The 18,144-nt window shown below is 42.0% G+C and carries 15 protein-coding genes and 1 pseudogene; 5 read left to right on the top strand and 11 right to left on the bottom strand.

Annotated elements, in window-relative coordinates; translation table 11 throughout:
• Window positions 1–99: 99 nt before the first annotated feature.
• From FCL45_RS16445 to FCL45_RS16385, 11 genes and pseudogenes are all read right to left on the bottom strand, one after another.
• Complete coding sequence (locus FCL45_RS16445; RefSeq protein WP_176360015.1) at window positions 100–1,152, bottom strand: IS91 family transposase; 1,053 nt, start codon at window positions 1,150–1,152, stop codon at window positions 100–102.
• Window positions 1,142–2,058 (bottom strand): annotated as a pseudogene (locus tag FCL45_RS24905) (tyrosine-type recombinase/integrase). Before FCL45_RS24905 ends, FCL45_RS16445 begins: the two are co-directional and overlap by 11 nt.
• Before the next feature lie 190 nt (window positions 2,059–2,248).
• A complete protein-coding gene (locus FCL45_RS16430) occupies window positions 2,249–3,163 on the bottom strand; it encodes an HNH endonuclease (RefSeq protein WP_136799680.1) in 915 nt (304 codons plus the stop codon).
• Between the two features lie 217 nt (window positions 3,164–3,380).
• Window positions 3,381–4,544, bottom strand: coding sequence for an HNH endonuclease signature motif containing protein (locus tag FCL45_RS16425; protein WP_136799681.1), 1,164 nt, complete (start codon window positions 4,542–4,544; stop codon window positions 3,381–3,383).
• A gap of 103 nt (window positions 4,545–4,647) precedes the next feature.
• Window positions 4,648–6,543 (bottom strand): DNA/RNA helicase domain-containing protein, encoded by a 1,896-nt coding sequence (locus FCL45_RS16420; protein WP_136799682.1) that lies wholly within the window; start codon window positions 6,541–6,543, stop codon window positions 4,648–4,650.
• Window positions 6,544–6,557: 14 nt separating this feature from the next.
• Entirely contained in the window at window positions 6,558–6,914 is a 357-nt protein-coding gene (locus tag FCL45_RS16415; protein WP_136799683.1) for a nucleotide pyrophosphohydrolase, read from the bottom strand.
• A gap of 194 nt (window positions 6,915–7,108) precedes the next feature.
• A complete protein-coding gene (locus tag FCL45_RS25345; RefSeq protein ID WP_420811219.1) occupies window positions 7,109–7,306 on the bottom strand; it encodes a thermonuclease family protein in 198 nt (65 codons plus the stop codon).
• A 134-nt stretch (window positions 7,307–7,440) separates the two neighbouring features.
• Entirely contained in the window at window positions 7,441–7,608 is a 168-nt protein-coding gene (locus FCL45_RS16400) for a thermonuclease family protein (protein ID WP_153305570.1), read from the bottom strand.
• A 274-nt stretch (window positions 7,609–7,882) separates the two neighbouring features.
• Complete coding sequence (locus FCL45_RS16395) at window positions 7,883–8,752, bottom strand: hypothetical protein (RefSeq protein ID WP_136799685.1); 870 nt, start codon at window positions 8,750–8,752, stop codon at window positions 7,883–7,885.
• A gap of 519 nt (window positions 8,753–9,271) precedes the next feature.
• Window positions 9,272–9,646 carry a DNA-binding protein gene (locus FCL45_RS16390; protein ID WP_136799686.1) on the bottom strand — a complete coding sequence of 125 codons (375 nt, stop codon included), beginning with the start codon at window positions 9,644–9,646 and terminating at the stop codon, window positions 9,272–9,274.
• 467 nt (window positions 9,647–10,113) lie between these two features.
• Window positions 10,114–10,845 carry a hypothetical protein gene (locus FCL45_RS16385; protein WP_136799687.1) on the bottom strand — a complete coding sequence of 244 codons (732 nt, stop codon included), beginning with the start codon at window positions 10,843–10,845 and terminating at the stop codon, window positions 10,114–10,116.
• A gap of 221 nt (window positions 10,846–11,066) precedes the next feature.
• Between FCL45_RS16385 and FCL45_RS16380 the strand changes: the two genes are divergently transcribed.
• From FCL45_RS16380 to FCL45_RS16360, 5 genes are all read left to right on the top strand, one after another.
• Window positions 11,067–11,747, top strand: a complete 681-nt coding sequence (locus tag FCL45_RS16380) for a hypothetical protein (protein WP_136799688.1) — start codon at window positions 11,067–11,069, stop codon at window positions 11,745–11,747.
• 777 nt (window positions 11,748–12,524) lie between these two features.
• Window positions 12,525–13,748 (top strand): hypothetical protein, encoded by a 1,224-nt coding sequence (locus FCL45_RS16375; protein ID WP_136799689.1) that lies wholly within the window; start codon window positions 12,525–12,527, stop codon window positions 13,746–13,748.
• Window positions 13,748–14,305 carry a condensin complex protein MksE gene (locus FCL45_RS16370; protein WP_136799690.1) on the top strand — a complete coding sequence of 186 codons (558 nt, stop codon included), beginning with the start codon at window positions 13,748–13,750 and terminating at the stop codon, window positions 14,303–14,305. The genes FCL45_RS16375 and FCL45_RS16370 overlap by 1 nt, the downstream gene beginning before the upstream one ends.
• Window positions 14,298–17,048, top strand: coding sequence for an AAA family ATPase (locus FCL45_RS16365; RefSeq protein ID WP_136799691.1), 2,751 nt, complete (start codon window positions 14,298–14,300; stop codon window positions 17,046–17,048). The genes FCL45_RS16370 and FCL45_RS16365 overlap by 8 nt, the downstream gene beginning before the upstream one ends.
• Window positions 17,045–17,890, top strand: coding sequence for a Wadjet anti-phage system protein JetD domain-containing protein (locus FCL45_RS16360; RefSeq protein WP_136799692.1), 846 nt, complete (start codon window positions 17,045–17,047; stop codon window positions 17,888–17,890). The genes FCL45_RS16365 and FCL45_RS16360 overlap by 4 nt, the downstream gene beginning before the upstream one ends.
• Window positions 17,891–18,144 lie beyond the last annotated feature (254 nt).

Raw genomic sequence — 18,144 nt, 5'->3', positions numbered from 1 at the left:
TTATCCCTTCACCTGACAAGGTGTGAAAGAAACAGATTGTTTTCATAGACTGCATTACCTCCTGCTGAATTTATGTGAGAGCAGCGTCCAGGCTAATCATTATCCTGATCTGCCGTAGTCGAATCGAAAGCGTATCACCAGCATAGCCGCCTTGCATTTTGGGCAGGAATACTTTGGCCTTTGCCGCTGTTTTGGCACTATTGGGGTAAAGACATGCAGTATAAGCTGAATGAGGGTTCTGATTTTTCTGGCATTGGCGTGCAGAAAACCGTAATCCCGCACGCGTCTGAAGCCTCTCGGCAGGACATGCTTGACCAGGATGTTCAGGAAATCCTCTGCTTTTACTGTGGAATATCTTAGCTCATCAGTCCTACTGTCACGGTACTTGAAAGTGACATTTCCGTTGTGACTTGCCACAATATTTTTCTCGCTGATGACGCCTCGATAGAGATATCTGGCCAGATATTTCAGGGCCGGGAAGCCATTGCCCACGCATTCACAATGGGCAACCCACTTTTCAGGCAGATTTTGAGGCAGGGACAGGCCTGTTGATTTCAGCATGTCGAGGAATTTGCCGCGGAAGGTTTTGGCCAGGGCAAATCCATTGAAGAGATAGTCATTTTTCACCTTTCTCCACTTGCCGAATCGTTTATCTATACCGCCGCCAGGGATGAGTACATGAATGTGGGGGTGAAACGAGAGGTCTCGCGCGTGGGTGTGCAGGATCATGGTCATGCCGATCTCCGCTCCAAGATGTTTTGGGTTCGCAGCAAAGGATCTAAGGACTTCAGCGACGCATTTGAACATCAGGGAATAGACAGTTTTCTGGTGCCCGTATGCCAGGTATCGCAGTTCATATGGTAAGGTAAAGGTGGCCAGGAAGTAGGGGACCGGCATGAGCTTCGCCTGCTGTTTATCAAGCCAGGAACTGGTCTGGTGATTGAGGCAGGTTGGGCAGTGGCGGTTGCCGCACGAGAGGGGGCGCCATTCTCCATGCTGGCAATCAGGGCATCGTGCATAGAGTTCGCCAGATTGAGGGGTTCGACACTGCTGTATGTCCCTCAAAGCCCTCAGTTGCTCTGGGATGGCATTGCCGCCATGACGAATCATGTACAGGTCGAAGTATTTGTTGATGAGTGATTTAATGTCCATGTTGCTTCCTCGTTGGGTTCAGCTCCATGGAATTGATCAGCTCGTTTATGGTGGCAATGCTATCCTTTTCCGCGGTGTAGGTGAGCTGGGCGTAACGGGCAGTGGTTGTGGGGCTTGAATGCCCGAGAAGTTCCTGGATGTGGCGAAGGCTTAAACCCGCTTCGAGGAGGTGGGTGGCAAAGCTGTGTCTGAGGGAGTGGATGGAGACTTTTTTTTAATGTTACAGGCTGCAACCACCGCTTTCATGGCCTGCTGGGTGGAACCGATGTTCATGTGAGAGGTTGCCCTGATGATGGTTTCAGCAGAGCCTCTATAGTTTGGGAAAAGCAGCTTGGGATGGCGATGATCCTGCCAGAGAATGCGTAATGCCTTCAGGGTTCGATCAGGCAGTGGAACCAGACGATCTTTATGTCCTTTGCCTCTGCGGATATGTACCCGTCTGCGATTGGCATCGATATCTCCGATCTGTAAAGAAAGTGCTTCCTGTAAACGCAACCCCATGGAGTAAGTAGTAAAGAGAAAGACCCGGTAACGGAGTTTGCGCGTGTTGTGAACAAGTAAGGCAACTTCTTCTCTAGTAAGGATATCCGGGATTGTTTTCACAGTTGGTGGCTTGACGATATTGAGCCATTGCCAGTCCTGCTCCAGGACGTGCTTCCAGAAGAACATCAGGCCGAGCCTGTCGAGCTTTACCGTACTCCAGGAATAGTTTTCTACCAGACGGGTAAAATAATCTTCGAGCTGCTCCACCGACAGTTGATCTGGGCAACAATCAAAATGTTCGGTAAGACGACGAACAGCCCGGGCATAGGCGCTGATAGTTGCCTGACTCTTGCCTTGAAGCGTAAGCTTTTTCAGGTGCCGATCGTAAAGGATTTCAAAACGTTTGGAATCTTTTGCCTTCATGGTATACTCCTTTTTCTGTAAGTGTCCGGAATTGGACTCTTTACTGAAGTATACTCAAGACCTCTGCCGCGTAGCGGCTTCGTTCAACCACTGCAAGTAAGCAAAAGACCAGTATAACCGGATATTATCGCAGAAAACAGGAGGCGTAGTGGTAATTCCCTGTGTTTTCTTTGTATTTGTTGACCTTTATCTAGTTCCGTTTTTTCACAATTTTAAGCATCTGAGATTCAAGATCATTCCTTTTTAACCCATAGTGTGCTTCCCGATGATGTTTCGGGCATAGCGCAATGACATTGCCAATGGTATCTTGCCCTGCATCTGCAAGAGCTATTATGTGGTGACTTTCTAAATATCGAGAAACACCATCACTAAGTAGAAAGCCAACCTCACCGCAGTATTCACATTGACCATCTGCTTTATTTAACACATATGTTCGGACTGCAGGGTCTCTCGAATAAGAGCCTGAACTAATTACTTTCTTTTCCGGTGATATAGAACCAATTGGGTATGAAACCAAATCATCAATTGCATCTGAGAATAAAATAGTGTCTTCAATTATGTTAAGAAGATCTGTAGATAATCTTCTGACTTTATTTACTATTTTTGTTTGTCGTTCTCCATGGGCTACTACATAAATACTTGGAGATGCTCCATTGCGAGTCAGCGATTCATCAATGGAAAGACATTCTTTGGTGAGATGGGTTATTTTTTCAATTGGCACTATATTTGCCGCTAGAGCTTTATGACCTTCATTATCCGCAGCAAGCATCAGTAAATGGGTGGCTCCGCGCTCGCGTGCACGAATTGCTTTTTCATCTACGACTCTTATCGTATCCTTTGCTGTGTTCGCACGCTTGTCTTTTCCAGGGAAATCTAATTGAACTGCACAATTTCCAAACTTTCCAGGTTTCCAAGCACATTTCACCCAAATTACAAGAGATGGGCCACTGTTTGGTTGAACTTCAATGAAATGCATTCCTCTTACTAAACGATCTGATATTATTTTTCCCAGATTGCTAAGTAATTCTGGTGCAAGTTTTTTTCTCATGGTTTTTTCACGAGAAGTGCTTTCGGGACTTCTTGAATAAGGCGTTTTTTCAGCCATGAGATTTTCCCCTTATGTATATAGTGCGTCCTAAACGCTTGGTTGAGTGGTGGCCAACGCAATAACCAACATACCGTAAGCTGGGTTAAAGTCTTGATTTGTAGGATTATTTTCAATGTTACCGTAGAAATGTTTCCTGACTATACGTAAAAGGGGCATTTGGGTGTAACCAGTATTAAGTGAAGAATGGGCTAAATTCACATCGAATTCCAAAGCATTATTTCTTCATTTGACAACCAAATCCATGATCCTGATCAACTACCATCGACATCAATTCCCCAGTAATTTGATTACGGCAAACCGGTTCCCCACTTACAAACTCAATGATCATCTCCCAGGTATGTAACCTCCTGTGGCAATTCGGGCATACACAGATAATGTTGCCAGGTGTATCTAACCCGTGATCTTCAAGAGGAACAACGTGATGGGCATCGGCAGACAGGTATTCAAATTCCTGCTGTTTGGTTAGTCCTTCAGCCCAACCAACCTTTCGTATCTGCTCACTGCATATTTGGCATTTATAACGGTACAGCTGCTTTATATCTTCCTTCAGGATCGGGTCGCTTTTATTGACTGACCGGTTAGAGATTTCCTGTCTACCTCCAATTTGGTTTTGGTCAAATTCTTTAAGCCTTTCTCTTCTGATCCTGTCTATGTCATTATCCGTAAGAATACCTTTTTGCTGTTGCTGTAGAAACATTTTTGCAAAAGATTCAGTTTCAGTGAGGTTATCGGCAGTAACAATATCGAAAGCGAATTCTTTGAGAGATGGGCCGATTTTTATAGAAAAGTATCCAGTTGTATCAGGTGTTACATTTCTGAATTCATTCCTCAGTTCCTTCGAGAACCTGATTGACTGCATGTCTCTATTAGAAGATGCAGGGTTCTCATGTAAATACTTTGCCTGAAATACCTTGTTGTTAAACCTGACAGTAATAGGGCGGGATTGCCCTTTGCCTGCGTAAAACTCGCTAGATGGCGGATTAAACTCGCTATGGAATTCCAGGTTAACCCTAACGCCATCTGTATATTGTGATTTCGCAACCTTTTTATAGAGGACCCTTTTAACATTAAGTGATTTAATCCTAAGCAGCCCATCGTAGTGGGAGACTTGGAACCTGCCAAAACAGCCTTGGTTATGAAGAGCTAATGCCGCTGCCCTGATTCTTGATGAGAACCGAGATGGATGTGAGCTTATCCAGTCAGTGGAAAAGAATTTCGTATCAGTGGGAGAAATTATGATCTCGGCCTTTCTAGGGTATCCACCTTTCGGGAGGTATATCGAAATCAGTTGGCCTTCAGAAAGGGATTCCTTCTCATTCTTAATGACAGCTTCGCATGATTTTAAGAATTTGGAATGATGAGGGTAATTAAGATTCATAGGGGTTCAACTTGAGTGTAGATAAAAAAAATCGTTACTTGTAATCAGCTACTAGGTTTTACTTACAGTCTTTTTAGATTTGTTTGATTGGCCAGATCACCTGCTACTCCGCCATCAGTGCCCATGGGTAAGTTGAAGTAGAGTTGGAGTCTGTTATGCCGGCTTTGAAATGTTCTCTTGCCTCCTCATCAACAAAATACACATAACAGCCCTTCTGGCCCCTAGTCATCAGTGTGCGATAGGTATTCTTTATAAGAGCATCAAGACGTTTTTGTGTGGATTCTGGTTCCTGTTTCATCAACTTCTTCCAAGTATGAACAGATCTATCTGTACCGGCACGTTCAGCAGGATGAGTTAGCACTTTGCCCTCTCTTACTGTGAGATCAGGGCCGACAATTACGCCTATGTAATCCACCTCCAGACCTTGTGAGGTGTGGATACACCCTACCTCACTTACAGAGTCTCGCTGTATGATCCAGGCTTGACCGTCTGACTCCAGATTCCAGGTCGCCTTGTAGTCCCCGATAATAATATCTTTCATGTGTGGATGCTTTTTGCTGATCCATTTCCAGCAGTAACCGGCTACGACTCGTGCCTTATTGTTAATTTTGTTCTTCTCGGTGATCAGCTCATGTAACTCAGCGGGATTGTCTATAATTCGGAAATCAAAATCATTGGTATCGAGAACAGTGTTAGCTGTCGGTCTGATTTGCAGTGTGTTATCCAGCCAGGCTAGGTATCCATCAGAACCGTTGCAGCGAAATTGTGATTCTAGATTAAGCTTTGATACAGAGGCATTGTGATGCTTTGCCCAGCGTCTTATTTCATCTTTACTGCCGATATCTTTCAGCGTTACCTTTTGATCTTCATCAATAAAAAAGATACTTAACTTGCTGGCGTTTATAATCTCTTTGACTTGGTGTTCACCGAGATTGCTATACAGCCCTGATTTTTCATTGAGTCTATGGGCTTCATCAACGATGAGGCAGTCAAACACATTATTTTTGACAGAATGATAGGAGCCGGAGCTTGAAAACATATTGGATATATGAGATTTTTTCAGTGCACCTGTGAGCTTTGCCTCGTAGACCAATCGTGGAGCAGAATTACGAGTAACATAGCGGGTAATAAGCTGTTCATTGGTTAGGCGGACAAGAAGATTGATAGCAACCACTGACTTTCCTGTACCAGGGCCACCTTCAACAATTAATACCTGCTTTTTCCGGGAGGACGCAGTTTTGGCCAGTTGAATTGATGTCTCATAGACAAGCTTTTGATCATCGATGAGAACGAACTCTTCATTGCCTTTCAGCATTGAGGATAACTGATCAGCAAGGTTCTTTGATGGTTTTATTTTCCCATTATCGATACGGTACATAATGTTGTTCTTGTCACCGTATTTGACATGGGATTTTATAAATGCCTGAAGCTTTTTAGCATCTCTTTTAAGGAAGAGCGGGGCCTTTGCTATGTGATCAGCATAGAAAGGATTGGTTATTACGGTATCGCTCTCGTAATTGTGCAGGTATGCACATGGAAAAAGCTGGATATGCTCTTCTTGAACAGTAGCGTTGAAGTGCTCCAGTAGACTTTTGTAGGACCAGGCTTGGTAAGAAGGGTGTAAGGTCTCTTTAACTCCGTGACGAAATCGTGTTTTGATGACAGCATCGCTTTCTGTCAGCTCAGCTTTTTGCCACTGTTTTAACTCGATGAGGATGACAGAATCCCTCTCATGAGGGTCTATACCAGTTAGGATGAAATCAATTCGTTTTGAGGTCTGTGGGAGGTGGTACTCTATCGACACACCGGCATCACCAGGAATATCATTGTCATTGAGAATCCTATCCATGTATTGGAGAGAGTTAAGCCATGAGTCTACTTCTGATTTGCTGGTACTTTTCTTGGTAGCTGTTTTGAATGCTTCAAAAATGATGTTGCCGATGTCATTAGTCATGACATCATCTTTAAATTGAGACTTTGTTGCTGAGTAGACGATCACAGTAGGGCCCTATGCTAAAGATCTGTATATTTTAAATTCTTCCCACGAGCTTTTTCTACCGGGTATTTTTGCTCTATTTTCTTTAGCTTACGTATTAGTGCTTTAGTAAGGTCAATATCATACATCTGGCTAAACCTAAGTAAAAAGAATAAAACATCGGCAACTTCATCCTCAATTTCAAGTTTACGGGTAGGGTCCTGTAAAATTGAACGAGAATCCTCCTCAGAGAGAAAGCGAAAATGTTCCAATAATTCAGAAGCTTCAGTTATTACTCCAATCGCAAGGTCCTTAGGACCATGGAATTGATCCCAATCTCTTGTTTCACAAAACTCTTTGACACGTCGAGTTAGTTCTTCTATTGAATCTGCCAACTAAAACCACCCGTTTGAGTAAAATTTATAAAATATTATGGCTTACACATTCCACACGGTCTATACCCTGCAGGCAGCGCCGATTGCCGACTGTCAAAGCTCTGAGTTCCGTTCTTACAGTTAAAATAACGGCAGGAGGCAGAGTGGAACACATGACTCTTGATATTGCCGTGCTGCCCGCTTACAGTTGATGTTTACTTGTTGTAACTATTAGACAGAACCTCCTTGCGCCACTGCCATGGCGGGATAGGGTTAGAATCGCGCCAAAGGCCGATTTTTAATGATTTGGCTTGTTCATCAAGTTCTAACCAGTCATCACAAAATGACGCTTTACAGTACTTCCTGTATTGCCAATCGTAACCGCAACTTATGAGGCTCTCGTTCACGTTCATCCCATTAACAATCACAGCACCGACAGTCCTACCGTATCTGTCTTTGTAGTACCTTTGACCTCTACCTTTTCACCTGCTACCAACTTCGATGTATATTTCTTTGCGGCTTGGCCATACGTCTGTCCTTTTTCTGGTTAATCTATGCCGTACAGACGAATTTTGTGCTGCCTGTTTGAGCGGTCAATAATTGTGATAGTGTCACAGTCGGTAACACTGACCACTTTGCCGGTAAGTGCCAGGGCAAAGGTAGGTGAAGAAATGAGTAAGGTTGGTATGAGAATATCTATGAACGAACGGATCACCTGCTAAGACCTCGGTTGAGAATGTTTAGTATTTATCTTTAGATAATTAGCATATGCAGATATAGATAACCAGTGTGACGGTTCAATATCAATAAGATTCTGAAGTATCCAGTATGTTCGACTGATCAGTGGATGGAAAGCAATGCGGGGATGGGGGAGGAGCTGGTGTCACGTAATAAGTGCAACACGTTGACCAGTAAAGGCTTACAAGGATGTAAAGTGCATGACTAACCTTCTTTGCTAACAGTTTTGAGATTGTGTGTGTGGGGGGAGATTAGTTTGAAATCTCATCAATGGGATGTGTCTCCAATCTCCACCCATCCTTGAGCCTGTATATGGTACGTTTGCCACCTTTGGGAGTTGACTCTTCTTCAAGGTCGAAAATCTCTGTCTTCAAAATGAGATCGTTGAGGGTTCTGCATTTGTACTTCTTCTTAACCTCTTTCAATTGATCAGGTGAATTCTGGTAGAGCAGTTGACCTGCATGAACGACCAGAGTCCATCCATCATCCCTCTTGGCAACCTCAATTATCCTACCCAACAATTTTACTACATACTCTTGTCGAAGCTCATCTAATTTCCACTGTCTCTTCATTCCCCCGGAAGAAATGTATTCAGCAAATTGTTTTCTGGCTTGATCAAGAGTCTTGAGATACCGTTTAACATTGTCGTACTCTGGTAGCAGTGATTCTCTTTGTGAATCCAGATATTGCTCTGCTTCCTTCAATCCATCAAGTGTATTCAGATTGTAGTTCAGTGGAAAATGGTGGATCAGGTCATTTCTCTCTTTTACGAGCTTGGCAATATTCTCCCTGGTTTTTACGTAAAAGTCTTCATCAGTTTGAATTTGGAACGAAAAGGACATATGCATCCCTTTCTCTTTTAGCTCTGGAAGTTCCTCGTTACTTTCTTGATATTCTCCGAGTGTGTTGTCTAAGAACTGACCAGCAACTTGCCCTAGTGTCTGCTTCATCACCTTAGCTTTCTTTTTGTCCTGAATGCCTTGGAGATCACAAACATATCCTGAAAATTTACCGTGGGTAACCAAGAGCTTGAGCATTACCTCAAACTGTTGGTACAGAACGACATTCCGTCCAATTTCTCTCAGCACTTCATTTTTTAGCTCTTCAATATCTGCTGTCATATTAAATATTATGTTGGGAACGGGATTATCACTACGATATCAAATCAATACCACCAACCAGAGCAGATTGCACCCATGATTCCAATCCTGTCCATCAGAGTTTACTTCCTGTGACATTCTCGACGCTCACCTATCTCCGCTTTCTGTCGTGTCCAGTAAAGTCTGAATTTTTAATTCTTGACACAGCGTCCTGCATTGTCTGGAAAATATTGGACACTTTGTGCGTGACACATCCGGTAACCATATAGGGCGACAGGACATTGATAGGACAGCAGGTAGCCTACTTGTGTTGTCTGTATGAAGAGTCGAGGACTTTGATGGTATGGATAGAAGTGAGAAAACCAGCAGAAGAGATAGCAAGGTTCTACGATCCCTCAAGTAACTGTAATTAAGTAAAAATTTATCTTAATTGACTTGCCTCGACGATCTGTGGAGTTACGTGTATTCGTTTCCATATAAACCTCTTGAGCTGGATCATCAGATTGATCTAGGACAAGTGGTGAAACTATTATTAAGACCTCAATTAATTACTGCAATTTCTGAAGGTCTTTCAGCTACGATTTGAGCTTTTCCTTTAAAGCTCTCTATCTGACCGGTAACACATAAATCTTTACCTTTGTATTGTTTTTCTGGCCTTCCGAAGTATTGGCGATTATTGCCCCAGATTACGATCGTAAAATCATGTCTAGGAAATGTATTATCAAAGTTAAGAAAAGTTGGTCTCCCTGTAGACTTATCAGAATATTTGCTTGAGGCAACGAAACCACATACAGTGGTTTTCTGCCCGATGTAAGCATTTGCTTCGTTTGTTTTTATTATCTGACCACTAGCTACTGTCGCCATGAGTGTGATAGCAATGACAAGTATGCCTAGAAAGCGATTTTTTAATTTCATAATATTACCTCGTTGAAAAACTTAGGCTAAAGAGAGGAAGAGGAACAACATCATATGAATATGATATTACTGATAATGTTTGACTATACAGCGAGTTTTGTATAGACGCAATAAAGGGCTTCCACACGCTATAAACGAGAAATGCGTATAGGCCGGCCAAAGCCCATACGCATTTCTCGTGTAATGAAAAGTACTTCTACTGTATCTGTCCTTATATTTGGTAGGTATTACAAATTTCTTACATTGTTCTCCAAAGGATTACGTGATCTGATGGCTCTTTATGCCGGAGAGGAAGAACCAAAAGAATACTAGAAAACCGTTGGAACAACGGAACACAGGAACAAACTGTGCTGTCACCTTATTATGTCACTGTAAAAGCGTTATTGTGTGCGTGTTCTGGTGTTCCGGTTTGTTCCAACGAGAGCAGGGTTGTTCCTGTAATGATGACTTCAGGAGAGAAGTTACTACTAGTTTTCCTTGTTCTGGAATGGGATGTAAGGGATGCCAGCCCTATGGATGCTCGGGTCATCAATGTCATAGATTACAACGAACATAGGTTCTTCCAGATCTACTTCCTCTGGTGGTTCATTGATGTCACAAATGCGAACCCTAATAGGTCCACCGAATGCAATTTCTCGGAGAGAATTAACGATCTGAAACGAGTGTGATTGACGTTGTAGTGTATTTATGGCGTGAAGCTCAGGGGATGCAGCTGCATTCTTGGAGGAAATGATTTGTCTCTTATGTTTCTTGGCAAGGATACGTCCGGCGTCTCCGGGACGGCCATACTTCTTCAAGATAGAGTCCTTGAGCTTACCCTTGATGAAGACATCGACAGGAGCGATGTCTTCTGTGTCAGAGATGTAATCCCCGAAGATGGCTACTAAGTCGATTTGGTAAAAGTAGCTCTCGTTTGAATTCACCTCAATAATTCGCTCGATCAATGCCTGTAACTCTCTCTGCACAGTTGATCGATGGAGTAGATTGGGCATGGTAGCTGAACATAACTGTTTCTCTTCTTGGGTGATCAGGTAACCAGCACCACAATCTTTCTCCCTGTACTTGTGCAGATAGTTTTTCCCTAAAAGGTGTATCAGTATCGCCTCTGGTTCTGAGTCATGCCCCGATCCTGCCCAACGAACCGGGGCCACTTCTTTGCGTTTGAAATCTGGATCGTATCTTCTTCTTTGAACACTCATATCTTCCTCCTGCCAATCTCTTTAATATTGGCTTATCTGAGTGTCCACTCTTTTATAGCAGGATCAATCTTCCTCATAGATCTCCTGTTTTTTTAAATACATTAAGCCGTTCCCCCTTGCCTTCCAGTCAAACTCCTGCTAACTGTTATTAGCCCTATCATGCAACTAACGAAATCACTTATCACTGTTTCTTTTCACTCGAATCAAATAGGAGAATTAGAATGAGAAACTTTGTGCTCGTTCTGGTAGCTTTCATTGTCACTTCTTGCGCATCTATCGAAGGGCTTCGGGACAAATCATACACCATGGTAGATGCCCATTCTGGGATTGACGGGGTAGTTGCAATTCTGCCTGTAAAAGAAACGGCAGAAATGCCGGGACTGTCCGGAACGATAGAAGCGGCACTTGCTAAAAGTTTGAAAACCCTGAATCCAGCGACAGGTATTGTAGAATCCGGGGAATTCAAGACCTTAATAGTTAAGAACAACCTTGTGGATGAGTATGTAGAGTGGAAATCTGCTTATGACACTTTAAAGGCCATTTCAGTTCCTCCCTTAAGAGAATTTTCTAAAAAAACCGGGGCCCGTTATTTTCTACTCATCCCGTCAGTACATCTTTCTAGAGAAAAAATTAGAGGTGTAGATACAGGATATACAGGATGGGTTAGCGATACCAACAACGTCTGGCGCACCAATCTTATAGTTTTGGGAGAGCTAGTTGATTCTCAGACTGGTACGGTTATTTGGAGGGGAGTCGGAAAAGCAGAATACATTAATTCGCCCAGACGGGATTTAGACTTGGGCCTCGTAATAACTCATCAAAGAAATCCAGAAATTCATGAGTATCTCCCTCAAATGGTTGAGGTCGCTGCCAAGGGCATAACTCAAAACATTTTTCTCTGATACTAATTGGACGCTCCTATAGGACGACGATACGGGTCCCCACAAAACCAATAGAACCCTTTTGTGGGTTTTGTTGTGTCGAACTTCGTGCATTTTTAGTTTTCCCATCACAACACAGCTTGATGGGACTGTACGATCTTTCACTGCTACTCCATGAAATGCGGCTATCTTGTATGAGGTCTAGTTGAAGAGATAGGAATAAGGTCAACCCGCCTAATTCGTTAGCCTCACTGGCCTTATCAGGAATAATCTAAACTTTGCCCTCACATGAAGAAGGTAGAGGTGTACATGGATAAGCTCTCATCTCTCGTTGCACTTTTGTTGTTAGGTTTTGAGAGCGAGCCAAATTTTCTGGATACAGGAAGAACATTAACATAGATATTTCATTTTGGCTTTGAGATTGCCTGCGGGAATCTTGGTGTTACAAACAGCTTAAAGGAAGTTCTCAGATAGAAAAATACCCCGTAAATAGAATCGACCATGGTCTATCCCCTGTTTCACCATGCATAAAGAGAATGTTGTCGTTAGGTTAAGTGCAGTGTATGTTATTACTTTTACGTTTATTTCCGATTTCTTAACTGATGTAGTTCTTTAAACTCTAAAGCCATGCCAAACATAAAGGGCAAAAAACTGTGCATAACGCTTTCCCAGCAGCATGACCTGTTAGCCTACTCGACTATTCCTCTATAAAATAATAAAAAATTGCTAGGGGGGTCACTATATGATACCCCTGATATGCTATAGGTATGGAAAACAATTTTTAAACTAGGTGCATAAATGGCTTTAGAGTACAAAGCATGGTGGAAATTAGGTCTTGAGAATTATCTTCTTATGATAGATCTTTATCATTTTGCCGGTGACCTGTCTGAAGCAGACATATTTAACTTCATACGCAAGTACAATCGTGGTGACTCCACCAACAAGCCCCGTAACATTTTCTTCCAATTAGTTAGACAAAAATTCATACAACAGGTTCCTGGTGCAACCAACTTTTATGAAGTACAGCCTCTCACAAGGGAAATCGTCGAATTTCTTGAGCGAGAACACCGTTTCACATCCGCAAAGCAAATAAAAGTCTATCTAGAGGAACTTGATCTACACAGGCAGGAGCTTGAAAAGGCCTTCAAGGATGGAAATGATGTCCGAATAGATAATTATCTTAGAGATTTAACAAACAATATTGAAAAGTTAAGACAGTGCTCTAACGGTAACAGGTTAGCTATCATCAATGAAGTAACCAAAATCAAGATCAATGAAAAACATGAAAGTTCTGCAGTCCGATACGAAAAAGTAACAGATACTTTACATAGATTTATTACTCCTCTCGAAGAAATGGTCATAGTTGATGGTACCGTTGACCGAAGCCTACAACAACTTCAAGTCCTGTTAGAACATGCTCAACATGAATACATTCTGGATCGTGACCAGAAAGATAAAACCAGAAGGGTAGTATTACAATTACCAAGGGTTCGAAGTGATTTAAAAAACTCATTCCGGGAATCTCTAGATGAAGTGACTCCCTTACTCAAAAGTCTCCGCGCAAACCTTTTTGGACGTGGCGTATCCGCAATATTAAAGAAGGTAGATAAAGAGGGACCTGCTGCGCTTGACCATGTTGTAAACAAACTGGATCTTCCCTCTACAGTTTTTAAAACTGCCCTCTTCCAAGACCTAAAACTGCTTGATTTCATGAAAGAAGCAAAAGGCTATGAACCATCTCACCCACCAAGGATCAACCATGATGAACACAATGAGGTAAGGGTATCGGCTATCATTCAAACCCAGTTACTTAAACAATTTCGGAAAGCCTTACCGGTTGAAGACTCATTTGAATGGGTTATGGACCGATACCATGGGGAAGATCCAGCTTTGCTGCTCCAAGCCTATAAGATTCTAATCGATCATTCATTAGACCCAATTTATAAAGAGGAAATAAAAACTTATAAAATCAAAGGATATCTTGTTCACACCCTTCCTATCGAAATAAAGGACCTAATTTGATGGACAATAAGTATGACCTTCCAAATCTTGCTCAAATCTTCAGTGACTTGCAACAGGGAAAACATCTTTGCTATATGGATGGTTCAAAATTCTTCTCTTTAGTTGACCGGAAAAAGGACTTTACTGCGTGCTTTTCTGCACTAGGATACGAATTGATATACCACCCACGGGAATTTTTTTACTTCAAAGCAAATAAAAACAAAACAAACAATGAGAATATCAAGCAAATGGCGCTATTTACATTTCTTCTCATTGAAAATCTTGATAAACGCGAAAGAGACCTTGAAGATGCCCTGATGACTACCAGGTTTTCATTGGATTTACTCCCTCACCTAACAACCGAACGGTACAGAGACTTGATGAAAGAAGTCAGAATAACAGATAGCGGGGGATTAAGGTCGGTTGTCAAAACCATGGCAAGATATGGCTTTGCAACCATTATCGGCAGCGGCCAAAATTTTGAGTTCACTCCTCCCATTTATCGCTTTTTCGATCTGTGTGTTGAAGCAATAGCGGAGGATAATCAGTTCGGTAAAATGGAGGTTTGGAGTGACTAGAGCGATTGAAACAAACGGACCTACTAGAATCATCATGATCAACTCCGGGAAATACCAATATGCAGAAGTTGAACTGAATGAAGGGATACACCTGGTAGGTGCCAACAACAGCGGCAAAACCACTTTAATTTCTGCCCTTCAATTCCTCTATATAGATAACGACCGAAGCTTCAAATTCACGAAAGATAACGCCGTCAGCAAACGATACTATTTCAAGAGTGAATACAGTTATATACTTTTTGAGTGTTTAACTGCTAACGGATACATGGTGGTAGGTGCTCGTGGAACCAGTGCGTTGGGAAATGGAGAATACGAACGTTTTATATACAGCGGTTCTTACAAGAAAAGTCACTATTTTAAAGATGGCGGTGTAATACGACGAGGAAGTGAACTTAAACCGCTTCTGGCTGACAAAGGGTTTAAAATTTTAACAGGCCGTAATCTTCAGTCTCTCCTGACAGGAAATGATATTGGAACGGGTGTCAAGCTCAATCTTTTGCCAATCAGAAATGAGGGTGGTTATAAAAAATTCCGGCAAAACTATAAAAATCTGTTGGAACTGGCAACTGTAGACCAAGATGAAGTGAAAAAGGCCCTGATACAGATGTGCCACCCCGAAATGCGGGTTAAAGGCGTAATCGATCTGCAAGAAAGATTCAAAAAAAAGCAGGAAGAGATAAATAAGATCCGCTCTGAAATTCTAACACTTCAAAAACTTGAAAAATACATACACGAAAGCTTCGAACAGTTTGCAAATCGAAATGAGGCCCGGGAGAACATGGTCGGTGGATACTCCCTGATATTGGATGAGTTTTCGAAATGCCAAAAATATAACATCACCCTCATTCAAAACCTTGGGAATGATAGAGATCTTAAGAAAGAACTTAAAAATCAAATTGAACATGAAAAGGGAAATGTTCGTCGAGCTATTGGTAGACTGAACAAAGAAAAAGGTTCCCTTGATCATCAAATAAAATTACTTGAGAACGAAAAGTTACATTTCAGCAGTTATCTTCCAGACTTTGCAGCGGCTACAATAAACAAGCTCCAAAACAGAGAACATGAGATAGCCGAAAACCTGGCTCTAGTTACTATTGAAGATATCATTGTTGTTGAGCCAAGGTTGAAAGCACACATTCGTGAACTTCAAACTCTCTCGTTGAGGCTGAGCAACTTCGAAAATACCTTTGCAAAGATGCTCTGTAATGAATTTACAGAAGAAGAATTATCCCGTGTGTTTGCAGTTTTAAATGAAAAGGTTCTAGGACAGAGTACCGATAACGGTCCGGTTAGTATTACAGATACCAAATTGCTTGTGACCAACTTGCAAACCATCCTTGGCAGGATAAAGAATGATACGTACTCTGACCCTTCTGTTAGAGTAAACCTGATAGAAGAGTTGAAACCGGACCTTTCAAAATATTTCAATATGGAGCAGGTTCAATTAAGTATAGCGAACCTGGAAAGCGAAATAGCCCGGGACGAAAAGACATTAGAAGCCGCCAAGAAGCAGGCCGAGTTGAAAAAAGAACTTAGCGAAATCAGAAAACAGCTATCTAGCAGACAGAAGGAGGCTGATCGGTATAGGACGTTCAAGGAAAATGAGTCGAATATTCGAATTCTTAAAACCCAGATAAGTCAAATAGAGGTAGAAGAACAGCGAAAAAACGAAAAGTACGACTCTTTAGAAAAAGAGTATGGAAAGATTAGCTCAGATATTTTGGGGATTGGTACAAGAATCTCTGAGATCCAGGCAGAAGAGTCCAAGTTGAAAGAGAAAATTGAATGTTTAAAGAAACCAGATCCTGACTGGATAATACCTGATAATTTTACATGGCTCGATGATGAGATTGAGGCGCTTATTGACAGGTATGCGCTTTATGCCAGGGCACAGGAAAGGGATAGTGAGAATCTTCAAAGAAACCTGAATATCATTGAAACTCAACTTGGCCCCAATAGTGGGAGGTATGAGTCTGAACAGCAATTCCTTGACTCTCTTAAGGAAAAACTGGGTGAACTGGAAACTCGGGAGAAAGCAGCAAATACAATTTGGGAAAAGACACTAAGCAGTCTCCACACAGATTTGAGAGATCTTCTTGAAGATGTCAAGGTGATTCGAGGTCAGGCAAACACTATTAACAGGGATTTGTCAAAGATACAAATTTCCGACCTCCTTAGCCTGAGGATTGTCGTAGAAGAGAAAGGGTATATGACCGAACTTTTCCAAAGCATCATCAATAAGGCTGCCAGAACACAACATGAATTGTTTGAGTTCTCAGATACAGGAAATGATTTTACCAAGGCCCAAGGACCACTTCAAGAACTTGAAAGAATCGCAATGGAAAAAGGCCGTATAGATATCAAAAACCTTTTCTCCCTAAAGTTTGAGGTCGAGAAAATAGATGGGAAAAAAGAGACATATACATCCCTATCCAATGTGGAGTCGAATGGGACGACTATAACTGTTAAGGTTCTTGTCAATCTTATGCTTATGAGGGGACTATTTGACGACAAGAAGAACCATGCTAGAATCCCTTTCTATCTTGATGAGGTTACGGCTCTGGATGACAAAAATAGACGAGCGGTCATGAAAAAAGCAATAGAATTAGGTTTCACACCAATAATTGCAAGCCCTGACGCACAACATATCGTCAATAAAATATACCTCCTTGAATCTGGTAAGAAGCAAGGACTTTATGTGGACAAAAGAAACATGACCCTTCTCGTTAAGGAAGAGGCATGAGGGTTTTAGCAAAAATATTAAATACCCTTGAAGCTGAAGGCAGCATTGCTTTCAGTAAGGTTTCATTGAAAAACCGGCAAAAGTTAACCAGGCTTATTGAGACCGAAATTGTTCGCATTGATTATACCGGGGCAGGAAAGAAATACGTCACGCAGGATTCTAAATCCCTGGCAAGCTATTCGCTATCGATTTTCCCTGAAGGACTTGATAAGGCGATCGTGGGCACTGAAAACCGTATTGATGCCACAGCAGTATATCGCAATTCCAAACAGGGTTTTGATAAACAAAAAACCTCTGTCGTTCTTATCAGGGTGTTCTCGCCCCACCCCACCGTATTACGACTGAACGGACAGCAATTGCCGGCATACGAATGGTGCAATCTTACCGGATGTGCTGCAATTACCCTTGTTGAGGGAGACAGGTTAGAGGTAAATGGCAATCTAGCAACTGTCGAAAATAGAACTGTCTTTTTGAATTTTGATGATATAGACACCTTGGAGACCAAAATCGACATGATTATTTGGACACAAGGACGATTTAGCAGGAAGGTGATAGACAGTATCTTTGTAAATAGTGGATGTAGATTTTTACACTTTGGCGATTACGATCCAGTAGGGATCGATGAATACTTAAAACTAAAGGAACTTAACTCTAGGGTTGAGTTGTTTGTTCCCCACAACCTCGAAGCTCTATTTAAGTATGGCAGTGAACAATTATTGAATGATAGCCGCACCGTATATGAACGCCTCCGGTCGTCAGAAGACCCACAGGCACGTAAGGTGGTCGAACTAATGAGTCAATACAACAGAGGCCTAGAACACGAGGCTTTATTGATCAAATAATTCTTAACAAAACTAAACTTATCATAACTGCAGGCCCAATACACCTACATACCCACATGCGACACATACAGGTTGTCGTTGCTCTGGACTCTCTTGATCTTAGCAACCCTTCCACACTCCTATTCTGTTAGGAGGGGTACATTCGATCCCATGTGAAAAATAGGGTAAAGTCCGAATTAAAAATTGCTTAGCAAGAGATGGATTTTCATAGTTGTATTGATACCGAGATAAGGTTGCCCATCAAATCATATAGG

This window comes from Desulfosediminicola ganghwensis (genome assembly GCF_005116675.2).
Classification (GTDB): domain Bacteria; phylum Desulfobacterota; class Desulfobulbia; order Desulfobulbales; family Desulfocapsaceae; genus Desulfopila; species Desulfopila ganghwensis.
The sequence above is the reverse complement of the archived record's forward strand: the minus strand, read 5'-3'. Positions and strand labels throughout refer to the sequence as shown.

Coding starts and splice junctions, on each gene's coding strand:
- FCL45_RS25345 (WP_420811219.1), bottom strand. CDS start 7,306: ATGAACGTGAACGAGAGCCTCATAAGTTGCGGTTACGATTGGCAATAC.
- FCL45_RS16380 (WP_136799688.1), top strand. CDS start 11,067: ATGAGAAACTTTGTGCTCGTTCTGGTAGCTTTCATTGTCACTTCTTGC.
- FCL45_RS16395 (WP_136799685.1), bottom strand. CDS start 8,752: ATGACAGCAGATATTGAAGAGCTAAAAAATGAAGTGCTGAGAGAAATT.
- FCL45_RS16430 (WP_136799680.1), bottom strand. CDS start 3,163: ATGGCTGAAAAAACGCCTTATTCAAGAAGTCCCGAAAGCACTTCTCGT.
- FCL45_RS16370 (WP_136799690.1), top strand. CDS start 13,748: ATGGACAATAAGTATGACCTTCCAAATCTTGCTCAAATCTTCAGTGAC.
- FCL45_RS16445 (WP_176360015.1), bottom strand. CDS start 1,152: ATGGACATTAAATCACTCATCAACAAATACTTCGACCTGTACATGATT.
- FCL45_RS16360 (WP_136799692.1), top strand. CDS start 17,045: ATGAGGGTTTTAGCAAAAATATTAAATACCCTTGAAGCTGAAGGCAGC.
- FCL45_RS16385 (WP_136799687.1), bottom strand. CDS start 10,845: ATGAGTGTTCAAAGAAGAAGATACGATCCAGATTTCAAACGCAAAGAA.
- FCL45_RS16375 (WP_136799689.1), top strand. CDS start 12,525: ATGGCTTTAGAGTACAAAGCATGGTGGAAATTAGGTCTTGAGAATTAT.
- FCL45_RS16425 (WP_136799681.1), bottom strand. CDS start 4,544: ATGAATCTTAATTACCCTCATCATTCCAAATTCTTAAAATCATGCGAA.
- FCL45_RS16390 (WP_136799686.1), bottom strand. CDS start 9,646: ATGAAATTAAAAAATCGCTTTCTAGGCATACTTGTCATTGCTATCACA.